The organism is Micromonospora gifhornensis (assembly GCF_016863515.1).
GTDB lineage: Bacteria > Actinomycetota > Actinomycetes > Mycobacteriales > Micromonosporaceae > Micromonospora > Micromonospora gifhornensis.
This window is the reverse complement of record NZ_BOPA01000018.1, coordinates 60,307-78,840: the sequence shown is the minus strand read 5'-3', so window position 1 is coordinate 78,840 and position 18,534 is coordinate 60,307. Positions and strand designations below refer to the sequence as shown.

Here is an 18,534-nt window from a genome sequence, read left to right as displayed (position 1 = left end):
ACGTCCCGACACGCGCCCGAGGCAACAAGCGTCCGCGACACGGGGGAACCAAGGGGCTGGATGGTGGAAAACTTCAGCGGAGCGTCGGCAGCCCGTCTCGGCGCACGGCAATGGCTGGCGCTCGGCGCGCTCGGCGCGTCGTTCCTGGTGGTGGCAGCGGACAGCACAATCGTCTACACCGCGATCCCGAGCATCCAGCGGACACTTGACCTCTCCACGGGGACCGTGCAGTGGCTCATGTCCGCCTTTCTGATCAGCTTCGGTGGCGTCCTGCTGCTCAGCGGCCGGCTGGCCGAACTCTTCGGCCGACGCCGGCTGTTCACCATCGGGCTGGCGCTGATGACCGCCGCCTCGCTGTTGTCGGCGGCGGCCTGGGCCGGTGAGGTGCTCATCGGCGCCCGCGTCCTGCAGGGCATCGGTGCGGCACTGATCGCGACAACCGCGTTGCCGCTGCTCGCCATCGCTCTCGGTCCCGGTCCGGCCCGGGCCCGCGCGCTCGGCCTCTGGACGCTTATCGGCGCCTTCGGTGGCACCGCAGGGCTTCTGCTCGGCGGGCTGCTCACCGACACTCTCGGGTGGCGGTGGGTGTTCCTCGTCAACGTGCCGGTGGGGATCGTCGCCGCGCTGCTGGCACCGATCCTGCCGCCCGACCGCTGCGGCGGATCCGGGCATCCGCTGGAGGTTGCCAGCGGGGTCAGCCTGGTCGGTGCCCTGACCCTGATCGGCTGGACGGTCGTCGCAGCCTTCGCTCCCGGACGCTCGACCGGCCCGGCGCTCCTACGGTTGGCCGCAGCGGCGGTGCTGCTGCTGCTCTTCCTGGTCATCGAAGCACGGACAGGCCGCCGCCTGGTACGCCCCGGACTCCTGCGGTCCCGCACCCGGCTGGGTGGTCTGGTGGTGCTGTTCGCCGCCGGCACGCTCATCGACGGGGTGCTGCTACTTGTCACTCTGTACGGACAGGGTGCGCTGGGACTGTCCGCCGCCAGGTTCGGTGCGTTGATGGTCACCCTGACCCTGTCCTCGGTCGTCGGCTCGTACGTGGGTCAGGCGGTGGTGGTACGGCACGGGCTGCGGCTGGTCGCGTTGACAGGCATGTCCGTGGCCGGTGCCGGCCTGTTGGCGCTGGCCATGGTCAACGGCCCGCTGGACACCGCGGACTTCCTCAGTGTGCTGCCCGTGGTCGGTGCCGGCGCCGGTGCCGCCTTCGTCGCCGCGCAGATCGCCGTGACCCTCGGCGCCGCCGATGCCGATTCCGCGGCAGCCTCGGGCCTCAGCGACGCGTCGTTCAGCCTGGGCGGGGCGCTCGGGCTGGCCGCGGTGTCGGCCGTGCTCGTGGCGAACCAGGCCGCGTTGCCGGTGCCGATGGGCGCCGCCCTGCCGATGGCGTTCGCGGTGACCGCCGGGCTCGCCGCGGTCGGTCTGGTGGCCGCGTTGCTGATGTTGGGTCAGCAGCGTACGCCGGTGCCCAGCCAGGGAACGTAGGGGTGAGATTTCCATCCGACCGGAGCGAGCCGATCGCCTCTACGATGGCCCAATGGCTCTCCGCAGGTACGGTCAGGACTGTTCCATCGCACGAGCTCTGGAGGTCGTCGGTGAGCGTTGGACGCTGCTCATCGTCCGCAATGCAATGGTGGGTGACTGCCGCTTCGAGTCCCTGCTCGACAGCCTCGGCATAGCCCGCAACGTGCTCGCCCAGCGACTCACCACACTGGTCGAGGCCGGCGTCCTCGAACGTGTCCCCTACCGCGAGCGGCCGGTACGTCACGAGTACCGCCTCACCGAGCGTGGCCGTGAGCTGGCACCCGTGCTGGCCGCGTTGATGCGGTGGGGGGAAAAGAACTGCCCCACCGAACAGCCCTCGCCCAACCGGACCCTGGTGCACGTCCGCTGCGAACACCCGGTCGAGCTGGTGTTGCACTGCCCGTCCTGCGACGAGTCAGTCCCGACCAGCGAGGTGGTGCCTCGTCCGGTCGTGCGTTCCGCGGTCGAGCCCGGCGACCCGCAGCACTCGGCGGACGAACGGCCACCGACGGTTCTCACGACCACCGTTCCCGGCGTCCACTGACCGCAGGGCAGCGCAGTCGCCGTCCATACGGTGACGGTCGGCAACTCCGGTTCCCGCCCCAAGATCCCAGCCACCTACCATCCTGCTGTGTCGACTGCGAGCGGGCCCGGCGCCCACCACGGCCTGCTGGGCGTACTCCTCGACGCCGCCGACCGGACACCGCAACAGGTCATCGTGCACGTCCGGGAGGATGGCACGGAGCGTACGGTCAGCTTCCGCCAGCTGCGGGACGAGTCGCTGCGGATCGCCGGCGGCTACCGGGCCGCCGGGGTCGCACCCGGCACGGCCGCCCTCCTGCTCGCCGACGCCGGCGACGACTTCCAGCCGATGTTCTGGGGCGCGCTCGCCGCCGGGCTGGTGCCGGTGCCTCTGCCGCCCGAACCGAAGCGGGTACGCGCCGTGCGGGAGGTGCTGCCCGACGCCGTGCTGGTGACCGACGACGCCACCGCCGCCGTGGTCGCCGGGCTACCCGAGCCGGTGCTGCGCCTGGCCGACCTGCGGACCGGCACCGCACCGGCGGAGCTGCCCACCGTCACCGGTGACGGCATCGCCTTCCTCCAGTTCTCCTCCGGCAGCACCGGCGCGCCCCGGGGCGTGGAGCTGACCCACGACAACGTGCTGGCCAACCTCGAACAGGCCCGGTCGGCCAGCGCGGCCCGCCCGGACGACGTGCTGGTCAGCTGGATGCCGTATTTCCACGACATGGGGTTGATCGGCACCCACCTCACCCCGCTCGCCATCGGCCTCAAGCAGGTACGCATCCCCCCGCTGGCGTTCGCCAAGCGCCCCGCCCTCTGGTTCACCACCGCCCACCGGCACCGGGCCACCCTGCTGTCCGCGGCGAACTTCGCGCTGGCCCTGGCGGTGCGCAGGGTGCCGGCGGAGATCCTCGCCGGGCTCGACCTGCGCGCGGTGCGGTGCGTGGTGGTCGGGGCGGAACCGATATCTGCGACGGTCTGGCGGTCCTTTCTGGCCCACACCCGTCCCGCCGGGCTCGATCCCGCCGCGCTACGACCGGTCTACGGGCTCGCCGAGGCCACCCTCGCGGTGACCTTTCCCCCACCCGGCGAGGTGGCCGTGCCGCACGTGCTGGACCGCGCCGAGTTGAGCCGCGGCCGAGCGGTGCCGACCCGGCCCGGCCCGCACGCGGTCGAACTGATGGACCTGGGCCATCCGGTGGCCGACTGCGCGGTACGCGTCGTCGACGACCACTGCCGACCGCTGGCCGACCAGCGGGTCGGCCAGATCGAGGTACGCGGCCCGAACGTGGCCCGGGGCTACCATCGCGATCCGCAGGCCAGCCGGGACACCTTCGTCGACGGCTGGCTGCGTACCGGCGATCTGGGTTTCCTGCGCGACGGTCGGCTCTGCGTCACCGGCCGGGCCAAGGACGTGGTGTTCGTCAACGGCCGCACCTTCCACGCCGCAGACCTGGAGACCGTGGCGGTGGCCACCCCCGGCCTGCCCGCAGAGGTGAGCGTGGTGGTCGGCGCGACCGACCCGGATTCCGGTGGCGAACGGATCGTGGTGTTCGTGCCGTGGGCCCGTCCACCGGCCGACGCCGGTACGGTGCTCGCCGCGGTGCGGGGCCGGGTGGCCGAGGCGTGCGGTCACGACGAGGTCCGGGTGCTGCCGTTGCCGCCCGGCGCGTTCGCCCGGACCACCAGCGGGAAGTTGCGCCGCCGCCGGATGCGCGAACGGTACCTGGCCGGCGACTTCGCCGACCGCGAGCGGCGCTGGTGTCCGCCGGCCCCCGCCGATGTGCCGCGCGACACCCCACCGGCCAGTGCGGATGTGCCGCGCGACGTTCCGTCCACCGCCAGACTCTCCGGACTGGAACTGGAGGCGCTCGTCCGCGATGTCTGGGCCCGGGTGCTGGGACGTCCACCTGCCACGATCGGGCCGCACGACCGGTTCCTGGCCATCGGCGGGTCGTCGCTCAAGGCCATGGAGGTGCTCGCCGGGCTGGAGGACGCCCTCGGCATCCCGTTGAACCCGGCGGACCTGCGGGACTGTCCCACCGTGGCCAGCCTCGCCGACCGGCTGGCCGACGCACCACTGCGCTGGCTCACAGGTGGCACCGTCGACGCCCCGGCCCAGGGCCAGGTGCCGGTCGCGGTGATCGGCATGGCCTGCCGGTTTCCCGGTGCGGACACCCCCGAGCAGTTCTGGCAGCAGCTGGTCGACGGCGTGGACAGCGTCGACGTGGTGCCCGCACACCGGTGGACCTCGGCGGACGGTACCGCCCGGTGGGGTTCCTTCCTCGACGATCCGATGCTCTTCGACGCCGGGTTCTTCGGCCTCACCGACGAGGAAGCGCGGCTCACCGATCCGCACGCGAGGCTGTTCCTCGAGATCGGCCACGAGGCGCTGGAACGTGCCGGGTACGCCGGGCCACGCCGGCACCGGCACCGCATCGGCGTCTTCGCGGCCGTCGGGGAGAGCCCGTACCCGCAGATGGTGGCGGCGGACGGGTCGGCCGGCGGGGCGACGGCGCTGGTCGGGAACCTGCGCAACCTGATACCGGCCCGGTTGGCGCAGACGCTGGATCTCACCGGGCCGGCGATCGCGGTGGACACGGCGTGCTCGTCGGCGTTGGTGGCGCTGCACCTGGCGGCCCGCAGCCTGGCCGCCGGGGAGTGCGACGTCGCGGTGGTCGGCGGGGTGAACCTCAACCTCGCCGAGACCGGATACCGGCTGCTGGCCGCCGCCGAGGCGCTCTCCCCCACCGGACGGTGCCGCGCCTTCGCCGCCGACGCCGACGGTTTCGTTCCCGGCGAGGGCGGTGCCGCGCTGGTGTTGCGCCGCCTCGGTGACGCGCAGGTCGACGGGGACGAGGTGCTGGCCGTGGTCGCCGGGACCGCCGTCGGCAACGACGGGCGGGCGCTGAGCATGCTCGCGCCGAACCCGCACCGGCAGTGGGAGGTGATCGCGCGGGCGTACCGGGAGGCGGGCATCGACCCGGCTCAGGTGTCGTACGTGGAGGCCCACGGCACCGGCACCGAACTCGGTGACCCGGTCGAGGTCCGGTCGCTGGCGGCGGCGTACCCACCGCCCGTCGACGGGGTGGCGCGCGGGCTGGGTTCGGTGAAGACGAACCTCGGTCACCTGCTCAACGCCGCCGGCCTGCCGGCGCTGGTGAAGGTGGTGCTGGCCCTGCGGCACCGGTATCTGCCGCCCACCCTGCACCACACCCGCCCGGCCGACCGCTGTGACCTCGCCGGAGCCGGCTTCGCCGTGGTCACGCAGGGGCGACGGTGGAGCGCGTCAGGTCCCCTGATGGCCGGGGTGAACGGATTCGGCTTCGGCGGGACGAACGCCCACGCGATCCTGCAGGAACCCCCGCCCACCGCGCCCACCGCGCCTGGCGGGCCGGAACTCGGTCTGGTCACCCTGAGCGCGCACTCGGTGCCGGCGCTTCGGCAGGCGGCTCGGGACCTCGCCGCCCACCTGCGGGCGCACCCGCACCTGGCCGAGGCGGACGTCTGTGCCAGCACCGGCAGCGCCCGCGACGACGCCGCGTACCGGCTGGCGATGATCGCCGACGGCGAGCTGGCCGTGCGGCTCGACCGGGCCGCCGAGACGCCGGGCGAGCAGATCGCGCCGGTCAGCCGGCGACCCCGCACGGTGTTCGTCCTCCCCGACGACGGCGCCACGGTGCCCCCGGCGGCGGTACGTGACCTCTACGACCGGCTACCGGCCTTCCGCGACCGGCTGACCGAGGTCGCCGCCCCGGCGGTACCGGGTCGGCCACTGCTGACCTGGTGCCTGACCGGCACCGACGATCCACAGGTCGCCCGGCAGGTGGCGGTGGCGGTCGGGCTTGCCCTGGTCGGTCAGCTCACCGCCTGGGGCGTACGGCCGGACCGGCTGCTCGGTGTCGGCGTCGGTGACCTGGCGGCTGCGGCGGGCCGGGGCGAACTGGACCCGGCCGAGGCGATCCGCCGCGCCGCCACGGCCACCCCGCCGACCGAGCCGGATTTGCGCGTCGCGCTGAAGCAGCTGTGCGCCGACGGGTACGACACCTTCGTCGACCTGGGCGCCTCGGGTCGGCTGCGTGCCGTGTCGCCGCACGTCGGGGTCGACCCGGCACGGGTGTTCACCGTACTGGAGGGGCCGCCGGCCACCGGGGCTCTGCTGGCGGCGGTGGGACGGCTGTGGGCCCTCGGTGGCCCGCTGGACCGGGCCGCTCTGCACGCCGGTCGACGGCGGGTGCCGGTGCCGACGTACCCGTTCCAACGACGGTCCCACCCGCCGTCGCCGGTGCTGCCCCTGCACCGAGTCACCTGGCGGGAGACGCCCTCGACCACCGGCGGGCCGACGGCCGGCCGCGACCTGCCGGCGCGGGTGCGGTTGCGCGGCCCTGGTGCCGACGGTGACCTGGCCGCCGTACTCGCCACGGCGCTGCGCGAACGCGGCGTCACGGTCCAGGTCGCACCGCAGGTCGACGACGGTACGCCGCCGGAGCTGACAGTGCTGCTCGCCGGTGCCGCGGTCGACCTGTCGGACGTGGCCGACCTCGATCGCGCCGTGGCCGAGCAGGTGCGCACCGTGCGTGCCCTGCTCGACGAGCCGGACACCCGGCTGGGTCGGCTGCTCGTGGTCACCGAGGACGTCCACGTCACCGGGCACGACGAGCGTCCTCGGCCGGTGCAGGCGGTGCTGGGTGGGTTGTGCGCGGCGTTGGCCGACGAGCGACCGGGCCTGCGTGCCCGGGTGGTCGACCTTTCCAGCGTGGACGACCTGGCGGTTCGAGTGGAGTCGATGTGCCGGGAGTTGTCCGATCTCCACCGGGCCGAGGCCACGGCTCGCCCCGCCGACCAGGTGACCGGGCTGGCCTGGCGGGCCGGACGCCGGCTCGAACGACACCTGGTGTCGGTCCCGGTCTCGCGGCCGGGTGCGGCGCACTGCGATGACGTCCACGTGATCCTCGGCGGTGGTGGCGGGCTCGGGGCCGAGTTGGCCCGTACCCTCGCTCGCCGGGGACGACCCACCCTGCTGCTGGCCGGGCGGTCGGCCCAGGCCCCGGCGGGCCTGCTCGACGAGTTGGCCGCGGCCGGCGCCACCGCGACGTACCGGCGATGCGACGTGACCGTGCCGGCCGACGTCGACGCGCTGCTCGCCGGACTGCCCCGGGTGGGGACCGTCTGGCACGCCGCCGGCACGGTCCGGGTCGGCACCCTGGCGGCGAAGTCGATGCCGGAGATCCTGGCGGTGCTGGCACCCAAGGTACGCGGCAGCTACCTGGTGGCGGAGTCACTGCTGCGGCACGGTCACGACCGGGCGGCGCTTGTCGGCTTCTCCTCGGTCAGCGCGGTGCTGCCCGGTCTGGCCACCGCGATCGGCGACTACGCAGCGGCCAACGCCTTCCTCGACGCCTTCGCCGCCGCCCGGCGGGCGACCGGCCGCCCCTTCCAGGCCGTCGGCCTCGCCGCCGTCAACGACACGGGGATGGCGGCCCGAGGCGGCGCCCGCCACGACATCGCCGGCTCGCTGACCGCGCGGACCGTGCTGGACGCGTTGCTTGCTGCTCGGGACGTCGACGCCGCCCACCTGATCGTCGCGGACCGGCAACCGTCGACCGTGCCCCCGGCCGGCGTCGCGCGACGGGGTCAACACGTCGACGGCCGCGCGCAGGCACACGCCGACCGGCCCGCCGCTCCGGCTGCCCAGCCGGTCGCTTCCGGGACCGCCGGAATCGCCAAGGCGGGCGGGGTTTCGGCCCTCAGGTTGCAACCCCATCAGGGTTCGGACGTCGAGGAGTTGGCGCGGTTGCTGCGCCGACTACTCGCGGAGCCCCTGCACCGTCCGGGCGACGAGATCGCCGACGACGACTCGTTCCTCGCCCTCGGACTGGACTCGCTGGCCGCAGTCGACCTGGTCAAACGGCTGGAGGACGAACTCGGCCGGCAACTGCCGGTCACCCTGTTCTTCGAGTACACCACGGTCGCCACGTTGGCCGCCGCGCTGGCGGAAACCGTCGCGGGCCAGCCTGCGGCCCATCCGGCCGGCGGGCGGGCGGAAACCGTTCCGGGGCAGCCCTCGGGCTACCAGGCCGCGCAGCCGTCGAGCGTGGCACGACCGGCGGCGGGCGAGGGATCACCGAGCGGGCCGCTCGCCGACGGGGAGCCGTTCGCCCTCACGGCGGTGCAGCGGGCCTGGTTCGTCAACGAACGCCTGCATCCGAGCGTGGCCGGTTACGCCTTCGTCCGGCAGACCGTCACGGGGCCACTCGACGTACGACTGCTCGACCGGGCCCTGGCCGGCCTCGTCGCCCGGCATCCGATGCTGCGGGTACGGTTCCTCGCCGACGTCACCGCCCCGCGGCAGGTGATCGTGCCTCCGGCCGCCGCCGCGATCAGCCTGGACGTGCGGCCACTGGCCGGTGAGCTGACCACCCTGGAGGAGCAGCTCTGCAACACGCCTGTCGATCTGACCCGGCAACCGCCGCTGCGGGCGGTGCTCGCCGAGGAACGACCCGACCGCTCGCATCTGATCCTGGTGCTGCACCACGCCGCCGCCGACGGGTTCAGTCTCAACCTGCTCAGCGAACAACTCTGGGCGGACTACAGCGCACTGGTGACGGGTCGCACCTCCACGGTGCTGCCCGCCCCCGGCAGCTTCGCCGCCTTCGCCGCTGACCTCGCCCCGCCCCGCGAGACGGATCTGACCTGGTGGCGTCGGACGTTCGACGATCCGGGATGGACGCTGCGGCTGCGGTACGACGGTGACCCGGTGGGCCTGCCCGCCCCGCCCTGCGTCACCCACACCGACGAACTGGACGCCGCGCTGGTGGCGCGGCTGCGCGAGCGGGCCGCCGAAGCCGGTGTCTCCCTGTTCCACCTGCTGCTCGCCGGGTATCTGCGGTGCCTGGCGAGGTGGAGCGGGCAGCGCCGGGTGCCGGTCAACGTGGCGCGCGCCGGCCGGGACGCCCGGATGCCCGGCATCGAACAACTTGTCGGTCCGTTCGCCGACACCCTGCCCCTGCTGATCGAGGTGGACCCGACCGAGCCGGCCGCCCTGCTGGCCGACCGCCTCCGACGGTCCTGGACCGAGGCACAACGACACGGCTCGGTGTCCAGCCTGGACCTGGCCCGGCTGCTCCCCGCGACCGACAGCGGACCGCGTACCGCCAGCCCGGCCGGGTTCAGCTTCGCCCGGTTCCCGGTCGACACCGATCCCGACTGCCCGGTGACGGTCACCCCGACGGCGGCCGGCTCCGGTTCCGCCGCCACCGGGCTCAGCCTGCTGTGGTGGGAGTCCGGGACGACACTGCGGCTGTCCTGGAACTTCCCGCTGCGGTTGTTCCGGCGGCAGACGGTGGCCCGGCTCGCCGCCGAGCACCACCAGGAACTTGTCGACCTCGCCGCCGGGCGGCAGCGGGCCGACGACCAGGATCGCGGCGTACGACCGGAGCCCGCCGCCGGGGACGTCAGCGCCCGGATCCGGGCGGTGTGCCGGCGTACCCCGGACGCGACGGCGATCACCGACGGCCGGCGTACGGTCAGCTACCGGGAACTGGACCGGGCCGCCGACCGGGTGGCGGCGCTGCTGCTCGCCCACAACGTACGCCCCGGCGACCACGTCGGGCTGCTCACCGCCCCCGGCCCGAGTTCGATCATCGGGGTGGTCGGGATCCTGCGCGCGGCAGCGGCCTGGGTGCCGCTGGACGCCGCCCATCCTCCGGCCCGGCTCGACGGACAACTGCGCCGCGCCCGCGTCCGGGTGGTGCTGCACGACGACGACTGCGCAGCCACGGTCGCCCGACTCGACGCCACAGCGGTCAACCTCGACGGCCCGATGACCCTGCTCGACAGCCCGGCGACCACGCTCGACGGCCCGGCGGTCTCGTTCGACGGTCCGGCGGTCCGGCCGGACGACACCGCGTACGTGATCTTCACGTCGGGCTCGACGGGACGGCCGAAGGGGGTGCCGATCACCCACCGGTCGATGACGAACTACCTCGACTGGGCCATCGACACGTTCGGCTATCACGCCGGTGACCGGCTGGCCCAGACCTCGTCGATCTGCTTCGACGCCTCGGTCCGCCAGATCCTGGCACCGCTGCTGGTCGGGGCCACGGTGGTCACCTTCGCCCGATCGGAACTGCGCGACCCGCAGGTGCTGCTGTCCCGGCTGGAACGGGACCGGCTCACCGTGTGGAGTTCGGTGCCCACCCTGTGGGAGCGGCTGCTGCGGACCGCCGAGGACCGCACCACCCGCGAGGGCGTACGGCCGGATCTGACGGCCCTGCGGTGGGTGCACGTCGGCGGGGAGGAGTTGTCGCCGGTGCCGGTACGCCGGTGGCTCGACCTGTTCGGCGACGGCTGCCGGATCAGCAACCTGTACGGCCCCACCGAGGCGACGATCAACACCACCTGGCACCTGATCGACAACCGCCCCGACGAGGCGGTACGCCGACTGCCGATCGGTCGACCCGTCGGCGGGGCCCGGATCCGCGTGGTCGACCCGCACGGCAACCTCTGTCCGCCCGGGACAGCCGGTGAGCTGCTGATCGGCGGCGTCGGCGTCACCGCCGGCTACCTCGACGAGCCCGTGCTGACCGTCGCCGCCTTCACCCGGCTCGACGGCGAACGGTACTACCGCAGCGGCGACCGGGTCCGCGCCACCGCCGACGGCACCCTGGAGTTCCTCGGTCGGCTCGACGACCAGGTGAAGATCCACGGGTACCGGCTGGAGCCAGGTGAGATCGAGGCGGTGCTGCGTACCCATCCGGCGGTGACCGCCGCGACGGTGCTGCACCAGGCCGAGCCGCATCCACGGCTGCACGCCTTTGTCGCCCCCACGCCGGGAACCGGGCCCACGGTGGCCCAGTTGCGCGAACATCTCGCCGCCCGGCTGCCGGAGCCACTGGTTCCGGCGCGCATCCACCTGCTCGACACGCTTCCGTTGACCGTCACCGGGAAGGTCGACCGGGACCGGCTGCGCGCCCACGCCGGCTTCGCACCCACCGCCGGCCCGCAGCGACTCCCGACACCCGCCGATCCGGATGCCGCTGCTGGCGGATACACCGCGACCGAGGCGAGGCTGGCCCGGATCTGGGGTGAGCTGCTCGACCTGCCGACGATCGCGCCCGACGACGACTTCTTCGCCCTCGGCGGCGACTCCATCCTGGTGCTGGAGGTCTTCGCCCGCGTCCAGGAACAGTTCCCGGCCACGCCGAGCCCCACCGTCGTCTACCAGCACCGAACCCTGCGGGACCTCGCCGCCGAGATCGACGCCACCACCGCCACGCGCCGCATCACCGACGGCACGGGCCGCACCGCGGCAGCCACGGACCGGGTCACCGGCCCGGCGGTGCACGCCGACGCGGACGGGCCCTACCCGGTGACGGCCACCCAGCGCGGTTTCCTGCTCGCCGATGCCATCGCACCGGGCGACGGCACCGCCTGGCTGGCCCGGCTACGACTGCGCGGCCGGCTCCGTCGCGACGTCTTCCAACGCGCCGTCGACCTGCTGGTGGCCCGGCACCCGATGCTGCGTACCGTCTTTCCGGCCGGCGTCCGTCCCCCGGTCCAGCAGGAACTTCCCGCCTCGCTACGGTTACCGGTCGGCTACCGGGCGGTCGCCGACCCCGCCGAGGTGGGCGACCTGGTCGCCGAGGAGCGCCGCCGTCGCTTCGAGCCGTGGGCCTGGCCGCTGCTGCGACTGCAACTGCTGGGGCTCGCCCCCGATGACCACATCCTGCTGGTGCACGGCCACCACCTGATCGGTGACGGCTACAGCGCCGCCCTGCTCGGCCAGGAACTGCTGACGGTCTACCACCGGCTGATGGCCGACCAGCCCGACGGACTGCCTCCGCTGCGCACCCACTTCCGCGACTACGTCGAACTGCTGGCCGACCGGGCCGCCGGCCCACCCGACCCGGACGCCCACGGCTGGTGGCGCGGACGCTTCGGCACCCCGTACCGGCCGCCGGTGCTACCCGCCCCCGGCAGCGCGCCCGACCCGGGCGGTACCTCCGAGCCGGTCTGCGGCTTCACCCTGGACGGGACAGTGGTCGCCGGGCTGCGCCGGCTGGCCGCCTCGGCGGCGACCACCCTGTACGCCCCGGTGCTGACCGCCTACCACCGGGCGGTGGCCCGGTTCACCGGACAGGACGACCTGGTCTTCGGCCTGGCGCTGACCGGAAGGGATCATCCGCTGCCGGACCTGCACCGGATCTTCGGCCCGTGCGCGGCGATGCTGCCACTACGGCTGGGCGGCTCGGCCGACTTCGCCGAACAGCTCGCCCACGTCGGGGCCGAGGTCGCCACTGCCCGCCGGTACGACGACCCGCCGTCGATCGCGGCGGCCGTGCCCACCGGCCCGGGCGGCACGCCCATCGGAGCCCAGTTCTTCTTCAGCTTCCTGGACTTCTCCGCCCGCACCGCGCCGCCGCCCGTGCCGAGTGGTGCCGATCGGCTCAGCCTCGACTGGGACGCCGACAGTGAACTGACGCCACCGCCCCTCGGCACCGACCTGTTCCTGACCGCGCGCCCCGAGCGGGACGGGCTCCGGGTCACCCTGCGCGGCTGTCCTGTCACAGTCACCCCGGCCGAGCTGCGCCGGCTCGCCGACTGGCTCCGCGCCGACCTGACCGCCGCCGCGCGCACCGACCCGGCCCGTGGGGACCGGACGGCCACACCTGCCGTGGTCACCGGTGACGCCGCCACCGTGCCGGCGACGACTGCCATTCCCGGCCGATCGACCAGGCTGGCTGCGGCCATCGTCGGCTACCTGCCGCCACCGGCCCAGCTCGCCGCGATCGCCGGGCTGCCCGCCGGCAGCCTGCCCCGGGACCAGCTACGCGGACTGCTCTTTCCCGGTGGCCGTCCGCGTCTGCTGGAGCAGCTGACCACACCGCTGGGCGTCTCCGGCTTCGTCTGCCTGCCCCGCTTCGCCGACGAGCTGACCGCCGCCGGGGACGCCCTCGCCGACGAGACCGCCGAGGCGGTGGACCTGGCCGCCCGCCTCGGCGCCCGCTGCGTGTCGCTGGCCGGGATGATTCCCGCCCGCACCGGCTACGGCGTCGGGGTGCTGCGCCGTACCCGCAGCGGGGTGGCGGTGACCACCGGCCATGCCGTCACCGTCGTCTCCGTCGTCCGCACGGTGCAGGCCGCGCTGGCCGCCACCGGGCGCAGCCTCGCCGGCCGCGACCTCGCCGTGGTGGGTCTCGGTTCGATCGGGTTCTCGGCGCTGCGGCTGTTGCTCACCCGTGCCGAGCAGCCCGCGCGACTCGTGCTCTGCGACGTTCCTGCCGCCGCGCCCCGACTGGGCGAGCACGCCGCGCGCCTGCGGGCGGACGGCTTCGCCGGCACCATCGAGGTGTGCCCGTCGGCACCGGGAATCGCCCCGCTCGGCTACACGGCGGACGTGATCATCGCGGCGACGAGCGCGGCCACCGCACCGATCGAGGTCGACCGGCTGGCACCCGGCACCATCGTGGTGGACGACTCGTTCCCGCCCGCACTGGACACCACGAAGGCCCTCACCCGGATGCGCCGCGACCACGACATCCTGGTGGTCGGCGGTGGACTCCTGCACGTCGGCGAGACCGCACGCGACATACCCGGAGACCTGCCGCCGGTGCCGGTCGACGGCAACGTGCTCGGGCTGCCCGGGACGATCGCCTCCTGCCGGTTGGAATCGCTACTGTGGTCGACCGCTGCGGACCTGCCGCTGGTACACGGCCTGGTGGACGACGCGACCGCGGCGACGTACGCGCAGGCGCTCACCGAGGCCGGCATCGACGCCGCGCCCCTGCACCTGCTGCACCACCCGATCGGGTCGGAGTTGCTCGGGAGGTTCGGACGCTGACCGCTCAGGCCAATTACTCAGCTGCGCCCGTCGCGGCTCGGCCCTACGCTTCCGTCCAGCGGTCGACGGTGACCGGGCCGGTGGTGTGGTCGACGTGCTCGGTCGACGGTGACCGGGCCGGCGCTGCGGTTCGGCCTGGTCGGTCTGCGGAGCGGAGATGAGCAACGAGATGGCATGTCACCTGTTCGCGCTCTGCGTCGACGCCCATCAACCGTCGCGGCTCGCGCGTTTCTGGTCGGAACTGCTGCGGTGGAACGTGACGGACGATCCACTCGACGGAGTCGCCCTTCTGCCCACCGACGACACCGGCTTCCGGCTTCGCTTCCTCGCGAGTCAGGAGCCCAAAATCGGCCAGAACCTGATGCACTTCGACCTGACCAGCACCTCCGTGGAGGACCAGCAGCAGACGGTGGCCAGGGCGTTGGCGCTCGGCGCGCGGCACGTCGACGTCGGGCAGGGCCCCGACGATGAGCACGTGGTTCTCGCCGATCCCGAGGGCAACGAGTTCTGCGTCATCGAGCCCGGCAACAATTTCCTCGCCGAATGCGAGTTCGTCGGCGCGCTGGCCTGCGACGGTTCCCAGCAGGTCGGCTACTTCTGGGCTGCTGCGCTCGGCTGGCCGCTGGTGTGGGACCAGGACCAGGAGACCGCAATCCGATCGCCGCACGGCGGCCCGAAAATCACCTGGGGCGGCCCACCACTGATGCCGAGGTTGGGCCGTAACCGCCTGCACTTCGACCTCGTTCCCCCGCCCGGCGGTGACCAGCAGGCAGAGGTCGACCGCCTCCTCGCCCTCGGCGCAACCCGAATCGACGCCGACCCGGGTGCGAGCCCGGGCGACACCGGTCTGAGCGAGACCGGCCGAGCCGACGCCGGTCGGAGCGAGACCGGTCGGAGCGACGCCGGTCGGGTGGCGATGGCCGACCCCGACGGGAACGAATTCTGCGTCCTGATTGCCTGACGCGTAGTCGCCCCTACAGCGCCGACGGGTCTGGCGGGGATGTGGAATGCCGCTTCCCGGCGGTATGGCGGTATCCGGGTGGGTGGGTGACCGCCATACCGCCGAAACGGCGGATCGGATCAGACCGGGATCAGAAGTCGTCGTCGAAGGCCACTGTGCCGGTGACGCCGACCTGGTAGGCCGAGACGCGGCGTTCGAAGAAGTTGGACAGTTCCTGCACGTCCTGCAGTTCCATGAAGGCGAACGGGTTCGTCGAGCCGTACATCGGTTCGATGCCGAGCACCGCCAGCCGCCGGTCGGCCACGTGTTGCAGGTACTGGCGCATGTCGGCCAGCGGCATGCCGGAGACGCCCTGCTCCAGCAGGTCGGCGGCGAACTGGACCTCGCAGTCGACCGCCTCGGCGAGCATGTCGCGCACCTGCTGCTCCATTTCGGCGTCGAAGAGGTCGGGTTCCTCGGCGCGTACGGTGTCGACCACGTCGAAGGCGAAGGCCATGTGCATCGACTCGTCACGGAACACCCAGTTGGTGCCGGAGGCCAGCCCGTGCAGCAGCCCTCGGGAGCGCAGGAAGTACACGTAGGCGAAGGCGCCGTAGAAGAACAGTCCTTCGATGCAGGCGGCGAAGCAGATCAGGTTGAGCAGGAACGCCCGTCGGTCGGCGCGGGTCTTCAGTTCCCGCAGCTCGAAGATCGAGTCGATCCACTTGAAGCAGAACTCGGCCTTGCGGGCGATCGAGGGGATGTTCTCCACCGCCGCGAACGCCTCGTACCGTTGCTTCTCGTCGGGCACGTAGGTGTCGAGCAGGTTCAGGTAGAACTGGACGTGCACCGCCTCCTCGAACAGTTGCCGGGACAGGTAGAGCCGGCCTTCCGGGGAGTTGATGTGCTGGTAGAGGTTGAGCACCAGGTTGTTGGCGACGATGGTGTCGCCGGTGGCGAAGAACGCGACGAGCCGGGACACCAGGTGCTGTTCGGCCGGGGAGAGCTTGGCCAGGTCGGCGAGGTCGGCGTGCAGGTCGACCTCCTCGACGGTCCAGGTGTTCTTGATCGCGTCCTTGAAGCGGTCGAAGAACTGCGGGTAGCGCATCGGCCGCAGGGTCAGGTCCATGCCGGGGTCGAGCAGCATCTGCTGCTCCCCCGAGCCGGTGCCGGTGCTGGTGTGGGATTCGGAGACGGTGGTCACTGGCAGGCCTCGCAGCTTTCGGGATTCTCCAGGGAGCAGGCAAGTGCTTCGTCATCACTCACCGCGACGACCGGCGTGACGGTCGGGGTGACGGCGACGGTGGCCTGCTGGATGCGGGTCGCGGGTCGCGAGCGCAGGTAGTAGGTGGTCTTGAGCCCGGACTTCCAGGCGTACAGGTACATCGAGGAGAGCTTGCCGATGGTCGGCGCGCTCATGAACAGGTTCAGCGACTGCGACTGGTCGATGAACGGGGCACGGGCGGCGGCCAGGTCGATCAGCGCCCGTTGCGGCAGCTCCCACGCGGTGCGGAACAACTCCCGTACCTCTTCGGGCAGCTCGGCGATGCCCTGCACCGATCCTTCGGCGCGCTTGATCTGCTCGCGGATCGGCGCGGTCCACAGCCCTCGCGCCTTGAGTTCGCGTACCAGGTAGGTGTTGATCTGGAGGAACTCCCCGGACATCGTCTCGCGTTTGAACAGGTTGGACACCTGCGGCTCGATGCACTCGTAACAACCCGCGATCGAGGCGATGGTGGCCGTCGGCGCGATGGCCACCAGCAGCGAGTTCCGCAGGCCGTGCGCGGCGATCGTCTCGCGCAGCGCCGTCCACCGCTGCACCTGGGTGACGTCGGCGCCCCACAGGTCCGGGTGCAGCTCACCGCGCGCCGCGCGGGTGTCGGCGTACGCCGGGTGCGGGCCGAACCGCTGGGCGAGCTGCGCCGAGGTCTCCAGGGCGGTCAGCAGGATCTCCTCCTGCACCCGGCTGGACAGTTCCCGGGCCGGTGTGGAGTCGAACGGCATGCGCAGGGTGAAGAAGGCGTCCTGCAAGCCCATCAGCCCGAGCCCGACCGGTCGCCAGCGCGGGTTCGACGCCGCCGCCTGCTGCGCCGGGTAGTAGTTGATGTCGATGACCCGGTCGAGGAAGAGCACCGCGGTGCGGACGGTCGCGCGCAGCTTGTCCCAGTCGATGCCGTCCGCGGTGAGGTGCGCGGCCAGGTTGATCGATCCGAGGTTGCACACCGCCGTCTCGGTGTCGCTGTTGACCTCCAGGATCTCGGTGCACAGGTTCGACAGGTGGATGGTGTTGCCCGGTGCGCCGGTCTGGTTGGACAGCCGGTTGGCCGCGTCCTTGAACGTCATCCACCCGTTGCCGGTCTGCGCGAGGGTGCGCATCATCCGCCCGTACAGGTCGCGGGCCTTGACCGTGCGGACCGCCTTCTTCTCCGCCGCCCGGTACGCCTCGTCGAACGCCTCGCCGTACAGGTCGGGCAACTCCGGCGCGTCGGAGGGGTCGATCAGCGACCAGTCGCCGTCGGCTTCCACCCGGCGCATGAACTCGTCCGGGATCCAGTTGGCCAGGTTCAGGTTGTGCGTACGCCTCGACTCCTCGCCGGTGTTGTCCCGCAGCTCCAGGAACTCCTCGATGTCCGGGTGCCAGGGCTCCAGGTAGACGCAGGCCGCACCCTTGCGCCGGCCGCCCTGGTTGACCGCCGCCACCCCGGCGTCGAGGGTCTTGAGGAACGGCACGATGCCGTTCGAGCGCCCGTTGGTGCCCCGGATCAGCGCCCCCCGACCCCGCACCCGGGTCCAGGAGATGCCGATCCCACCGGAGAACTTCGACAGCTTCGCCACCTGGTGGTAGCGCTCGTAGATCGAGTCGAGTTCGTCGCGCGGCGAGTCGACGAGGAAACACGACGACATCTGGGTGTGTCGGGTGCCGGAGTTGAACAGCGTCGGCGAGCTCGGCAGGTACGCCAGGCTGGACATCAGCCGGTAGAAGCCGATCGCCTCGCCGGGTGTCCGGGACAGCCCGCAGGCGACCCGCAGCAGCCAGTACTGCGGGGTCTCCACCACCTGCCGGGTCTGCGGGTGCCGCAGCAGGTACCGGTCGGCGACGGTGCGTAGCCCGAAGTACTCGAACCGCAGGTCCCCCGCCGGGTCGACGGCGTCGTCCAGCTTGCGGGCGTTGCGGGCCACGAACGCGGCGGTGTCGTCGCCGATCAGGCCCAGGCCGTGGGCGTACCGGATGGACTGGCTGAAGCTGGCCACCTGCTGGCCGCGTACCTCCTTGTCGACGAACGCGGCCAGCAGCCGCGCCGCGAGCCTGGAGTACTGCGGCTCCTCACCGATCAGTTCGGCGGCCGTCTGGATCGACAACTTGTCCAGTTCGGCGGTGGTCGCACCGTCGTACAGGCCGCTTATCGTCTTCGTCGCCACCCGCAACGGGTCGATCTCGTCCAGGTCGGTGACCCAGCGCTCCACCGCCTTGACGATCTTGTTGACATCCACCGGCTCGGTGTCGCCGTTGCGTTTACGCACCTGCATCACGTGCCGGCGTTGCTCCGGCCCCGCCTGTTCCCGGGTCACCGTCATGGTCCCTCCTCGTACCGGTCGGCGAAGGTCGACGGGCACGCGGGAGGACGCCGCCGGCCACCGGACGGGCTGACTGCCGTCGATGACCAGCTGATGGCGTCGGCCGTCCCGCGCGGCCTTCGACCGCCGCACG

The 18,534-nt window shown here is 72.5% G+C and carries 6 protein-coding genes; 4 read left to right on the top strand and 2 right to left on the bottom strand.

Going from position 1 to position 18,534, the window contains the following annotated elements; all coding sequences use genetic code 11:
• Positions 1-60 precede the first annotated feature (60 nt).
• From Vgi01_RS12905 to Vgi01_RS12890, 4 genes are all read left to right on the top strand, one after another.
• A complete protein-coding gene (locus Vgi01_RS12905) occupies positions 61-1,482 on the top strand; it encodes an MFS transporter (protein ID WP_204291149.1) in 1,422 nt (473 codons plus the stop codon).
• A gap of 52 nt (positions 1,483-1,534) precedes the next feature.
• Positions 1,535-2,065 (top strand): winged helix-turn-helix transcriptional regulator, encoded by a 531-nt coding sequence (locus Vgi01_RS12900; protein WP_102657077.1) that lies wholly within the window; start codon positions 1,535-1,537, stop codon positions 2,063-2,065.
• A gap of 87 nt (positions 2,066-2,152) precedes the next feature.
• The gene (locus Vgi01_RS12895) at positions 2,153-13,885 is read left to right on the top strand and encodes a non-ribosomal peptide synthetase (RefSeq protein WP_204291148.1); all 11,733 of its coding nucleotides are present in this window, start codon (positions 2,153-2,155) and stop codon (positions 13,883-13,885) included.
• 157 nt (positions 13,886-14,042) lie between these two features.
• The gene (locus Vgi01_RS12890; protein WP_239088923.1) at positions 14,043-14,846 is read left to right on the top strand and encodes a VOC family protein; all 804 of its coding nucleotides are present in this window, start codon (positions 14,043-14,045) and stop codon (positions 14,844-14,846) included.
• 130 nt (positions 14,847-14,976) lie between these two features.
• On the opposite strand, the gene Vgi01_RS12885 is transcribed toward Vgi01_RS12890, so the two are convergent.
• Both Vgi01_RS12885 and Vgi01_RS12880 read right to left on the bottom strand, forming a co-directional pair.
• Positions 14,977-15,972 carry a ribonucleotide-diphosphate reductase subunit beta gene (locus Vgi01_RS12885; RefSeq protein ID WP_204291247.1) on the bottom strand — a complete coding sequence of 332 codons (996 nt, stop codon included), beginning with the start codon at positions 15,970-15,972 and terminating at the stop codon, positions 14,977-14,979.
• Positions 15,973-16,025: 53 nt separating this feature from the next.
• Complete coding sequence (locus Vgi01_RS12880; protein WP_204291147.1) at positions 16,026-18,401, bottom strand: ribonucleoside-diphosphate reductase subunit alpha; 2,376 nt, start codon at positions 18,399-18,401, stop codon at positions 16,026-16,028.
• Positions 18,402-18,534 lie beyond the last annotated feature (133 nt).